At 53.6% G+C, this 12301-nt stretch carries 10 protein-coding genes; 8 read left to right on the top strand and 2 right to left on the bottom strand.

Annotated features, from left to right (window positions below):
* Positions 1-65: 65 nt before the first annotated feature.
* On the bottom strand, positions 66-1241 hold the full coding sequence (locus HKK52_RS04185) for an AraC family transcriptional regulator (RefSeq protein WP_169369665.1): 1176 nt from the start codon (positions 1239-1241) through the stop codon (positions 66-68).
* A 322-nt stretch (positions 1242-1563) separates the two neighbouring features.
* Between HKK52_RS04185 and HKK52_RS04180 the strand changes: the two genes are divergently transcribed.
* The 7 genes from HKK52_RS04180 to HKK52_RS04150 all read left to right on the top strand — a co-directional run bounded on the left by HKK52_RS04180 (position 1564) and on the right by HKK52_RS04150 (position 10151).
* Complete coding sequence (locus HKK52_RS04180; protein WP_169369664.1) at positions 1564-2205, top strand: TetR/AcrR family transcriptional regulator; 642 nt, start codon at positions 1564-1566, stop codon at positions 2203-2205.
* A 119-nt stretch (positions 2206-2324) separates the two neighbouring features.
* A complete protein-coding gene (locus tag HKK52_RS04175) occupies positions 2325-3356 on the top strand; it encodes an AraC family transcriptional regulator (RefSeq protein ID WP_169369663.1) in 1032 nt (343 codons plus the stop codon).
* Between the two features lie 160 nt (positions 3357-3516).
* Positions 3517-4821, top strand: coding sequence for an alginate export family protein (locus HKK52_RS04170; protein ID WP_169369662.1), 1305 nt, complete (start codon positions 3517-3519; stop codon positions 4819-4821).
* Positions 4822-4954: 133 nt separating this feature from the next.
* Positions 4955-5833 (top strand): 5'-nucleotidase, lipoprotein e(P4) family, encoded by an 879-nt coding sequence (locus HKK52_RS04165; protein ID WP_169369661.1) that lies wholly within the window; start codon positions 4955-4957, stop codon positions 5831-5833.
* Positions 5834-5952: 119 nt separating this feature from the next.
* Positions 5953-7293, top strand: a complete 1341-nt coding sequence (locus tag HKK52_RS04160; protein ID WP_169369660.1) for an OprD family porin — start codon at positions 5953-5955, stop codon at positions 7291-7293.
* 519 nt (positions 7294-7812) lie between these two features.
* Positions 7813-8709 carry an alpha/beta hydrolase gene (locus HKK52_RS04155; RefSeq protein ID WP_169369659.1) on the top strand — a complete coding sequence of 299 codons (897 nt, stop codon included), beginning with the start codon at positions 7813-7815 and terminating at the stop codon, positions 8707-8709.
* Between the two features lie 146 nt (positions 8710-8855).
* A complete protein-coding gene (locus HKK52_RS04150) occupies positions 8856-10151 on the top strand; it encodes an NAD(P)/FAD-dependent oxidoreductase (RefSeq protein WP_169369658.1) in 1296 nt (431 codons plus the stop codon).
* Between the two features lie 32 nt (positions 10152-10183).
* Here HKK52_RS04150 and HKK52_RS04145 read toward each other — a convergent pair whose 3' ends face one another.
* Positions 10184-10984 (bottom strand): SDR family NAD(P)-dependent oxidoreductase, encoded by an 801-nt coding sequence (locus tag HKK52_RS04145; RefSeq protein ID WP_169369657.1) that lies wholly within the window; start codon positions 10982-10984, stop codon positions 10184-10186.
* A 376-nt stretch (positions 10985-11360) separates the two neighbouring features.
* Between HKK52_RS04145 and HKK52_RS04140 the strand changes: the two genes are divergently transcribed.
* Positions 11361-12260, top strand: a complete 900-nt coding sequence (locus HKK52_RS04140) for a phytanoyl-CoA dioxygenase family protein (RefSeq protein WP_178117440.1) — start codon at positions 11361-11363, stop codon at positions 12258-12260.
* The last annotated feature ends 41 nt before the right edge of the window (positions 12261-12301 follow it).

Here is a 12301-nt window from a genome sequence, read left to right as displayed (position 1 = left end):
GGCGATTTTTTATCAAGCTCCGATCGTTGATCGGAGCTTTTCTCGTTCAACCGGGTCAGGTTGCGTCAAGTGTGCCTCACGCTCGGAATACTCGATGATCGACTATTGCCTGCAATAGCGTGCAGACCAATGGGCATGCAGTCGATCTCTCGATTCTGCAAACGAAACGCCTTTGGGCCAGTGCCGGTCCAGCGCTTGAAGGCATGACGAAAATTTGCAGCGTCGCTATAGCTGAGTTTTTCGGAGATGGCTTCAGTCGTCATGGGGGTGTCAAGCAGATAACTGATGGCCAGCTTTCTGCGAACACCTTCAAGGATCTGGTTGTAAGAGGTCTTCCCCGCTTCCAGGCGCCGTCGTAATGTACGGGGAGACAGGTGCAGTTGGTCAGCGATTTCCGGGAGGGTTGGAATGCGGTGGGTCGATGACAGCAGGATCCTTTGCACTTGATAACACAGGTCATAACGTAGGCTGATTTCCCGAAGCTGGTGTTTGCACAGGGTTTTGCAGGTGTTATGGGTGATGCTGTGAGACTGTGGCAACGAGGTACCCAAATAGCGGGTGTCGAAACAGATGCTATTTTCCGGGCTGTTCAGAGTCACAGATGTTTGCAGCAAACCGCTGATGGATTCGGCATCCTGTTCGCTTCCACTGAAATTCAAAGTGACGCGGGCCGGTGAGAAATCCTGTCCCAGAATATCTCTGAGCAGCGTGAGCACTTTCGCGGTTTCCAGCAGCCCGCAGCAGTATTTGTCCGCGCCAAGTAAGGAGAGATGGTCGATCAAAGTAATTTTTGTCAGGCCATCCTGGTGCCCCAGGTGCAGCTGTTGTTTCAAGTTCATCAGCAAGGCGAAGTCATTGGCAATATTGATTGCCTCTTCCAGCGTTGCGCTGCTCAGCAGTGTAAATCCGACCATGCCGTAGGCGGTCAGGTGCAACTGCTGGCCGACCCGCAGCGCCAGCAATGGGTCCTTGATGGCGGAGCAGCAAGAGGAGAGGACCATGAAAAGCTGATTCAAGGAGACCCTGGTCGAAGGCTCATCCAGGGCCTGTTGTGTGAGCGCGGCGCTAGCAAGGCAATCTTCCACCGTATCTGGCCGATGTTTGGCGAGCGCGACCACGGCGAGGAGTTCGGCAGTCGAGAAAACCTTGTCGTCCAAGGTGATGGGTGACGTGTGTATTGAGACCATTTCACAACCCTCGTCGATTGATCGCGTGCAAACCCTGATCTGATTGGGTTCCATCAGTCAGGAGCCGATACGGATTACTCGGTTATGGCGGGCCGGGGAGGGTGATGATCACAGTTAAGAAAAATCGCTACAGACTGAACGCGGCGATTAATCGCTCTGATTGCTCGGTCGTGTTTGACGCAAAAATACGCATAGGTCGATTGACCTATAAAATACGGTCGATTGACCTATGTCAAGCGAAGGAACTAAAATTCGTTGCAATCTTTTCGGGTGGGCGACGTCAACCGGACGTTGCAGGGACTACCCTTGCGTCTGGACCGGGACCGAGCAAACTGGCATGTTCATGAAATTAATTTGAGTCTGGAGGGAGCGTCTAATGCCAACGGAAACTGCACGAGCCGAGTCGTTGTTTGAGAGAACGGCAAGTCCTCGCGAAAAAAAACGTGTTCAGCGTATCGAAGACATCATAGAAGTCGCCGCGAGCATTTTCGTCAGCGACGGCTATGCGCAGTTTTCCGCCCGCAAAGTGGCGAGCGAACTGGGCATCAGCTTGAGCAACCTCCAGCACTACTGCGGGACGACTGAAAACCTGCTGGCGTCGATGATCAGGGCCAAAATAGAGAGTTTTGTCACGCTTTTTCACGATATCGCCAGCAACACCGCTATGCCGCCTCAAGAGCGCTTTATGGCAATACTCGATGGAGACATGGCCGCCACGCTAGACCCGTGGATTGCTTCGTTTTCATTCCAGGTCTGGGCGTTGGCAGAACATGATGAGGTTGTAAATGCCTTGCTGAAGAGGATTTACGGTGATTTTTGCCAGACACTCAGCGAGTTGATTGTGGAAGTTAACCCTTCGATATCGCTCGAGAAAGCAAGGGTTCACGCGATCCTGATTGCCTCTCAAATCGAAGGCGTAATGTTTTACAACAAACAGATCGGAGCCGAGTCGGTGAGTTGGGACGCCCTGCTCAAGACCATGAAAACCTTGTGGTTGAAGACGATCCTCGAGGGGTGATTTTCAAGGTGTGGAGATCGGCCAGTTCCACGTGCATTATTGGTCATTTACCACCTGTTTGATGGCAAAGGCCAAGCCTACCCTTCCTCTCATGATTGTTATCGAGGGGGATCCACGTCATGGCAATGTCCACGGATCAAGAGATTGATCGGATGGCTACGATGCATTTCATCGCACTGGTCGACTCACTGATTTGTGAGACCGGACATGCAACTGAAGCGCTATTACAGGGAGTCGATCTCAAGGCTGAAGAGCTTCATCAGGGCTTGAAACTCATTACATCAGCCCAGGAATTCACGATTCTACGCAATGCCTTGCGTCTGACAGGCGACAGGCACCTTGGGCTTGTGCTGGGAAGTCGATGCAAGTTGGCGTCCTATGGGATTTTCGGATTCACGCTGCTTTCCAGTAGTAATCTCAGAGCCGCACTGGCCTTGTTGTTTGAATACCCATTACCTCTCGGCACGGGTTACGTCCTGAAATTGACCGAAGACAACGGCGTTGCGACGCTCCATATCAGTGACACCTTCGAGATAGAAGCTGAACTGCGTTTATTGGCCGTCGAGTTCTGTTCGATGGCATTGCAGAGGCTGATAAGCAACCTGCTCTGGAAAGACCTGCCATTGCTGGCCGTCAATATTCGCGGTGCTACGAGCGCCGACTGCACTACCTATCAAGCCCATTTCAAGTGCCCAGTGTCGATGGGGCCGGGATCGTCCTGTGCGCTAATGTTTGATGCTTGCTGGCTCGATCTGCCGTTGCCGTGGGCTCATCCGGCAGCGCACGGTGAAATGCAGAAGCAGTGCTCTGAATTGAAGTTCAGCCTTGAGGTTCCGCGTAATTTTCTGAGCAATGTCCGTTCAGCCATTTGCGCCCAATTCGACAAGTCTCCAACCCTGACGAACGTTGCCGACTCCGTGGACTGTTCGAGCAAAACATTACAACGTCATCTACGTGCCGCCGGTACTAGTTTCAATGAGGTGCTGGGCGAGCTGCGTTATGAACGTGCGCAGAAATTGCTGTTGCAGCAGGTGCCGGTGGCGCGGGTTGCCGAGCAACTCGGTTTCAGTGAATCGGCGGCCTTTCGCAGAGCCTTTCAACGCTGGAGTGGCTGCACGCCCTCCCAGTATCGATCTCGCGTTCGGCACTGATGTGTCGCTGCCAGGCTGGATCGATCTGTGTCTTGTTCGATCCCCTTTTTGACCCGTTTGCGCCTTTAGCCCTTTGCCACTAACTCAGACAATCCTTATCAAGTCGCCAGTGGTTGGTGCGTCAATTTTCACATCATGGCTATTGAGAAAGGGGCAGGTTATGAAAGTTTCGGTTCGCTATTTGGCTGCGGGCGTGGGGGCTTTGTACGCGGGTTCAAGTTTTGCTCTTGAGAGCTTCAATGTAGGTGATGTGCTTGTAGAACCCTCGGTGACGTTGGGCGCTGCCTATCTGAATCATCGCGATCAAGCGTTTGGTGGGCGCACGAGCAGCATCGGACTGGAAACCGATCGCAACTCCAGTCGATTTGAAGGCTTTGCACTGCCCGGGGTGAAACTCACTGGTCCGCAGACCGCCTACGGTACCGTATTCGGTGGGGTTTCAGCCGTCGGTGCAATGACCCGCGGTGGCAGCGATGCAGGCGGTTTCACTCACGATGATCCGGAGTCCATCGGTTTGGAAGCAGCCTACGTCGGCTGGAAAAGCGGTGACCTGTTGCCCGACCTTGGCAAAGATGCAATCAAGCTGAGTGCTGGTCGACAGAACTTCATGATAGGCGACGGCTTCCTGATCGGTGATGGTAATACGGACCAGGGTAAAGACGCCGCAGCCTGGATTGGGCCGCGCACCGCTTTCAAACAGACGTTCATCGCTCAACTCGATACCGGCAAGATTCATGCTGACCTGTTTGATCTGATCGCAACTTCTGATCTGGACTATGCCAATTACAAAGAAAACCTGCGTATGCGCGGCGGCAATCTCGAATGGCGAGATACTCTGGGGACACTTGGTGCGACTTACTACCATACCCTGGACGCCGATAACCCCTTGCGGGATGGGGTCGATGTCTATGACGTGAGGGCGAAGGGCACGCCAATCGCGGCGCTTCCTCAGGTGGGCATGGCGGGTGAATACGTGTGGCAGAAGGGCGGTGATGGAGACAAATCGGCTCACGGTTGGTACGCGCAACTGAGCTATGCCTTCACCGACGTGCAATGGAAGCCGACCTTGACCTATCGCCGCACTCAATACTCCGATGATTACGATCCGATGACTTATGGTTACGGCGGCGAATACGGTACCTGGTACCAAGGCGAGATTGTCGGTGAGTACATGCTCTTCAACAGCAATGTGAATATCGATTTGCTCAAACTGGCTATCCAGCCAAGGGAAAATGTCACGGTTGGTTTGATGGGCTATCGCTTTCGCCTGGATAAAGCACCGACCGGGATCGACAGCCGTGACTTCGGGAAGGAAGTGGATTTGTACGTGAATTGGACAGCTACGCCATCACTTACAGTTAGCGCACTGTATGGCGTTGCCTTGCCGGGAGATGCCGCGAAGCAGTCATTCGGTGCCAACGATACTTCGCACCTCTTTCAAACCTTGGTGACCTGGAGTTTTTAAACTCATTTGTTTATCGCGCTGCAGTCCGAGTTTCAAAAAAACACGAACCATATAAGTAGATTTTGCGAAGGGGTTGAGTGATCGCTTTGCCGAAAGATCGTGCGTCATTACTAATAGTGGATGGATTGAAATTATGAAAAAAACGACTCGTTTTTTTGCTTCCCTTGCGGTTGTTTCTTCGCTTGCAGTGGGCGTGGCCTTCGCCGAAGGAACAACAGTTGACGTAAAAACACCCTTGCCAGGAACGACGGCAGTTACCAAGTCGGGTGGCTTCGAAAATAACAATGTCAATGCACTTCTGTGGCTTCAGCAGTCGGCGGAGGCACGAGCACTGTTCTATCAGGCCTTCAATTTAGGTGGAATGATCCTGGATAAGGCGCTGGTGGATAAAAGCTATAAGAAAAAGCCGGCAATCGTGATAGACATTGATGAAACCATTCTGGAAAACGGCCCTTATCTGGCGTTGCTAGCGCTTGATGGAACGGATGATTACCCATTCTGGGACGAATGGGCCGATGTTGCGGATGCAGCCGCAACGCCGGGTTCTGTTGAGTTTCTCAATGGCGTAGCCAAAAAAGGTGTGGATATATTCTACGTGTCCAACCGTTATCTGGAGAACGTTCCGGGAACCCTGAAAAACCTTAAAAAACTCGGGTTTCCTCAGGTCGAGGAAAGTCATTTGCTGTTCATGGATAGAAACGGCAGTTCGACCAAAGAGCCGCGCAGACAGAAAGTTTTACAGACGCACGATATCGTTCTGTTGATGGGCGATAACCTGATCGATCTTTCTAAAGCCTTCGAAATGCCGACCAGCGAAGAAAGAAACAAAAAAGTTGACGAGTTGAAAGATCAATTCGGAAAACGCTTCGTAGTACTGCCAAACCCGACCTACGGCTTCTGGCTTGACCATCTGCAAGAAGGGTATGGGAAGATGAATGCCGAACAAAAGCGCGAGGCAAGACTTCATGCGCTTGAGTACTGGAAAACCGATCTCCTAAAAGTTTCTCGCTAACCCTAAATCATCAAGTGCGCGCCGGAATAGGCGCGCGGCTTGGCGGTGCTCTTTGTTGACAACTACAGCGTATGAATGAGCAGAGCCATCTATAAGGTCAACGAGTTGAGGTGGATAAAATGACACACAAGGTACAGTCTTTTAAGCAGGGGCTTATTGCGCTGGCAGTTACCATCGCCGTGCCAGAATTGGTAGAAGCCGATGAACGTGCGAACACTTCATCTGCCACAAAAGGTTTTATCGGTGATAGTAGTTTTGAGCTGCTTTTGCGTAACTACTATTTCGGCCAGAACAATACACGAGGGGCAAAAGACAAAAAGGATTGGACGCAGGGATTTTTGGCCAACTACAAATCAGGATTCACCGAAGGGCCGATTGGATTCGGCTTCGATGCCTTTGGCTATTTGGGGGTGAAGCTCGATGGCGGAGGTGGGACCACACGTACCGGTAACCTGCCGATAGGGCGTGATGGAAAACCGGAAGATGACTACGGCCATGCCGGCGGGGTATTGAAAGCCCAGGCTTCAAAAACCTTATTGAAGTGGGGGCAGATGCAGACAACTGCTCCGGTCTTTGCGGCAGGCGGAAGCCGCCTCATGCCACAGATGGCGACAGGTTTTAATCTGCTCAGCAAGGAGATTGAAGGGCTGGATCTTGAGGCGGGACATTTCACCGCGGGATACGGGCCGACGACGACCAGTTCCAAAGGCGAGTTGTTTGCTTACTACGCCAACAAGACGACGCCCAGCGTCGATTTCGCCGGTACCAAGTACAAGATAAATGACGTGCTGTCCGCCTCGCTGTACGGTTCCCAGTTCAAAGATATCTGGAATCAGTATTACGCAGACCTGAACTACCGTCAGCCGCTGTCTGATGGACAGACGTTGGCGGCGAGCTTCAACATCTACAGGACGTTGGACGAAGGAAAAGCCGAAGCAGGGGACATCAACAATACATCTTGGTCCCTGTATACCGGTTATACATTTCTTACCGCCCATACGCTCTCTCTGGCCTATCAGAGCGTGCGAGGGGATACGCCGTTCGACTATGTTGCTTTCGGGGATAACGGGGCGGGCGCGTATGGCGACTCGATTCTCCTGGCCAACTCTGTCCAGTACTCTGACTTCAATGGCCCCGGAGAAAAGTCCTGGCAGGCACGTTATGATTTGAAATTCGATACCTACGGCGTTCCGGGTCTGAGCCTGATGGCGCGCTATATCAATGGCAGAGGCATTGATGGGACGAAGATGGATGAGGACAGCCCTTATCAAGTCTACGGTTACGGTAAGGATGATCGAGAGCGTGAAACCAACGTCGAGCTCAGGTATACAAAGCAATTCGGTCCAGCCAAGGTGCTGTTGCGTGCCCGCCAGGCCTGGCACCGCGGGGATGCCGAGGGAGCAAAAGTCGATCGCAGTGAAGTCCGCTTGATTGTCGACTACCCCATCAAGTTTTTGTAGGTTCCGGTTTTTTCGATTCGTTGGTTTCAGGGCCGGGGTGTCTTACGACTCCCCGGTTTTTTTGCGCTTGTAATGCCCTTTGGGGCGCAATGAATGGCACAAAAAAAAGGCGTCCAGAGGACGCCATAAAATCACCTGAACCAAGGGCATTGCCAGGTGAACCCGAACGAAATGGTGGAGCGTTGGTAAGGCGCAAATTTCGTCGGGTCTCGCAGGAGAGCGAGTGGAGCTACTTTAAAACTAACCGTGATTTTCTAAAGGTGCACCGTGGCCAATGGTCGGTGATGGATGGCCAGTTTGTTGTGTATCGACATCTCATCCTTATTTGATGCAGTGGCGTAATGAGAGAAACACGTTGATTCCAGTTCCCCCCGAAGGCGTTTGAGCTGGCCGGATGATCCATGCATTTTGGCCGCCACGCACCTGTGAGGCAGTAGCCACCATCCCGATACTTTGAACAGCTATCCGGTTCGCCAGTCGAGACCGGTCAGTTCATTTATCGACACAGGGGCCTGACAGATGCGCACCGATATAAGCTTTAAAACAACCGACGGTTTGACCTTGAAAGGGTGGCTGTTTACACCGGGGGACAATTTCAAGGCGCCTTATCCAACGATTGTCATGGCCCATGGTTTTACGGCGGTAAAAGAACAATATCTGGATAAATACGGCGAGGCCTTTTCCCGTGAAGGCTTTGCTGTGTTGATCTATGACAACCGCAATTTCGGTGCAAGCGAAGGCCAGCCACGTCAGGAGGCCGATCCGCTGCTTCAGGTTCGTGATTACCGCGATGCAATCAGTCACGCCAGCACGCTCGACGTCGTCGATGCGCAGCGTATTGGCATTTGGGGCTCAAGCTACAGCGGTGGCCACGTACTGCAAGTTGCAGCGTTTGATCGTCGGGTTAAATGCGTCGCCTCACAGGTGCCAGCCATCAGCGGTTCCATGGACGTACGTTTCGCTATTCGTCCCGACCTGCTCCCAGGTGTGATCGACTACTTTGAGCAAGATCGCGCCGCTCGTTATGCCGGTGAGCCGCCGATTGTCATGGAAGTGGTGAATGAAGATCCGAAAAGTGATTGCGCCTTGCCAGGCCAGGACTCGTACGACTACTTCATGGATAGCCACCGCGCCGTTGCCCCAAGCTGGCGCAACGAGGTCACCCTCAAAAGCATCGAACTGTTGAACGAGTACGAACCGGCTTACGCAATCGACCGCATCAGCCCAACCCCACTGCTGATGATTGTGGCGAAAAAGGACACCGTTACCGTTCCGGATCTGGCACTGAAAGCCTACGAGCGAGCGTTGCAGCCCAAGCAGTTGATGCTGCTCGACTGCGGGCATTTCGATCCCTACTTGAGTGAATTCCCTGCCTCAAGCTCGACCGCGATTGAGTGGTTCAAACAGCACCTCTGACTTCACGCGATGAGTGTTCACCTGTTGCACTTTCGAAGGCAATGGGTGAGGAACTCTAACGGGTCATACCACCGGGCATGTTGCTGGATTGTGAATAGACCTGAGGTTACGACTTCAGGGTGAACAGTGCATTTGGGGTAATCGTATTGACTCACCGTATCGTTATCGTCGGCGGCGGCGCTGGCGGGTTGGAATTGGCAACTCGCCTGGGTAAAACCTTGGGTAAATCGAACAAGGCCCACATTACGTTAGTGGATGCCAACCTTACCCATATCTGGAAACCGCTGTTGCACGAAGTCGCCGCGGGTTCTCTGAATCCTTCGGTTGATGAACTCAACTATGTGGCCCAGGCCAAGTGGAATTACTTTCACTTCCAATACGGGAGGATGAGCGGACTCTGCCGTGAAGACAAAAAGATTCGATTGGCGACCAGCATCGATGGAACCGGCGAGCCCATCAGTGACGAGCGCGAAATAGCATACGACACGCTGGTATTGGCGGTTGGCAGTCAAAGCAACGACTTCGGTACAAAAGGGGTCCAGGAACATTGTCTTTTCCTGGACAGTCGCGCTCAGGCTGAGAGGCTGCACAGAGCGCTGCTGAGTCGTTATTTGAGTGGGCATGCCTCCAACGCGGCACAGCCTTTGCGCATCGCCGTTGTAGGCGCCGGCGCGACAGGTATTGAGCTGTGTGCCGAGCTGCACCACGCCGTACGCTTGATGCAAGGTTATGGCGTGAGAAAGGCCTGCCCGGAAGACCTGTGCATTACCTTAATCGAAGCGGGGCCGCGAGTTTTACCGGTGCTGCCGGAACGCATCAGCCAGGCTGTTCATCGCGAGCTGCACAAGCTCGGCGTGGAAGTGTTGAGAAACTCTGCGGTCAATGAAGTGACTGACGACGGATTAACGATCTGTGGTGACGAGTTTATTCAGGCCGATATCCGGATCTGGGCAGCGGGGATTCGTGCGCCGGCCTTTTTGCAAGATATTGATGGTCTCGAAACCAACCGGATCCATCAATTGATGGTGCAAGGCACGTTGCAGACTACCCGCGATGAGTCGATTTTCGCGCTGGGCGATTGTGCCGCGTGCCCGATCCCGGAGACTGAAGGCCGTACTGTACCGCCGCGCGCGCAGGCCGCTCACCAGCAAGCACAGTTGATGGCACGAAACATAGCCTTGCGCATCGCGGGCAAGTCCCTGCGGGAGTTTCATTATAAAGACTACGGGACACTGATTTCTCTGGCTTCGTTTAGCGCAGTAGGCACCTTGATGGGCAACTTGACCGGCAGCCGATTTGTTGAGGGTTTGCTGGCCAGGGCGTTTTACCTTTCCCTGTATCGCATGCACCAGGCTTCGTTGTATGGCGTGCGAAAGGTGATCTTCATGATGATCGCGGACCTGCTGCAACGGAAGGTTCGGCCGCGCTTGCGTCTGCATTGATAAAAATCCCCTCGTCAGAGGGGATGTGAACTTCAGACCGAGTAGCGGGAAAGGGTTTCACCGCCGTCGATGCGCACCAGTGCGCCATGGATGTAACTTGAGCGCTCGGAGGCGAGGAACACCGCTAGATCGGCAACATCGTCGATTTCCCCCCAACGCTTGAGTGGAATCGTTTCACTGAAGTCATCGACATAGCCGGGCTGCTCCATCAAGGCGCGAGTCAGGGCGGTTTTGGCATACGTCGGACAGATACCATTCACGCGAATGCCTTCGTGACCATATTCGATGGCCAGGCAACGCGTCAGGTTGGCCTGGGCGCCCTTGGAAACGTTGTACACAGATTGCCATGGGTGACCCTGCAGGCCTGCGGTGGACACCAGGTTGATGATGTTGCCGCCCCCGCCTTGGTGCAGGAATGCCCTGACTGCGGCTTGGGAACCGAAGAAAGTGCCTTTCACGTTGACGTTCAGGCACAGATCCAGTTCTGCCTCAGAGAACTCATGAATCAGTTTGCCGTCGCGATAAACGCCGGCATTGTTGATCATGATGTCGATTCGCCCGAACGTCCGGGTGGCTGCCTCGACGAGTGCCGTCAAGTCGCTGCTTCGGGTCACGTCGCAATGTTGGAACAGCGCTTGGCCACCACGTTGAGTAATCAGCTCGGCGGTTGTCAGCTCAGGTCGCTCGTCGAAGCCGCCAGGATTGCTCGCCTCGCTGATGTCGCCGATCACCAGGTGAGCGCCTTCCTCGGCCAGTTTCAATGCGATGCCTCGACCGAGCCCCGTGCTCGCGCCGGTGATCACTGCGACTTTTCCAGCCAGTTTCATATCCATTCAAGGGTCCCTTGTAGTTGTGAGTTCATGGGCTACGCCTGCGCGTTACCGGTGAACTCAGCGTAGGGCGACCTTGACGATGACGAACAGGTGAACGAGGGCCAATTTTCCGCTGCTCAATGGCCATGTCCTGAGCGGACGTAGCGCAAGGCGTCAGTGGTCGAGCGTTCGCCTTGAACACCGTGATGACGTGTCGCCTACGATCCCCTTTTTGACCCCTTTGCGCCTTTAAACCCGGCGACCTTTGCCCGGAGAATCAATGGCAAGCCATCCTGATTGGCTGGATACATCAAGAGTGAGTCTCAGCGCTTTGCGCGTATTTTTCCGTTGTCGATCGCCTGAGAAAAACCACCCCCCCATCCTGAGGAATACATTCATGTCCAAGCTGTCCCTTGTGACCCTGCCGGGCAACGCTTCGGTAGAACAGGTCGTTGAGATCATCGAGCGTGATGGCGGTGTCATCATTGCTGACTTCATGCCAGATGATGTCCTCCTTGAACTCAACGGGCAGATCGAGGCGGCGCTCGACACCTCCAGTTTCGGTCATGAAAACGTTTTCGTTGGCACATCGACCCGCCGGGCAAGCCGGTTGTTCGCGCGCTGCAAGCGCATGGTCGATGTCGTCATGCACCCCTTGTATCTGGGGGCTGCACGCAGGATCCTGCAGAAACCGGTGGATGTATGGTTCGGCCAGGAGCGGACAACCATCACCCCGCAAATTCAGATCGGTATGACCCAAGCAATCCAACTTCACCCAGGGCAGGGTAAGCAACCGCTGCATCGCGACGATACGAGCTTCCTTTGGCGTCACCCGCACTATGGCCGTGAAGCGCGGTTGCAGATCATGGTCGCGCTAACTGATTTCACCGCGGCCAACGGTGCCACTAAAGTGATTCCTGGTAGCCACAAATGGGACGACGAGCGTTGCCCCATGCCTGAAGATACTGTCGATGCTGAGATGGCTGCTGGTTCCGCGTTGTTGTTTATTGGCTCGACTTATCACGGAGGTGGCACCAACTCCACTGATAAACCCCGTACTGGATTAACCATGGCCCTCGACCTGGGCAGTGTCCGTCAGGAAGAAAATCAGTATTTGTCTGTACCGTTCGACACGCTCAAGCAGTTACCCAGCGAAGTGCAACGTCTGCTGGGGTGGGATGCGGGTGACAACTACATGGGTTGGATCGAGACGGGGGGAAAGATGGTGAGCCCACATACTTTCCTACAGGCTGATAATGTTCCTGAGGCATTGGGGTTGATCAGTACAAATCGCTGACAGACCGCTTACATACTGAAAGCCAAGACTGAATGATTGCA

The organism is Pseudomonas sp. ADAK2, assembly GCF_012935755.1.
Classification (GTDB): domain Bacteria; phylum Pseudomonadota; class Gammaproteobacteria; order Pseudomonadales; family Pseudomonadaceae; genus Aquipseudomonas.
The sequence above is the reverse complement of the archived record's forward strand: the minus strand, read 5'-3'. Positions and strand labels throughout refer to the sequence as shown.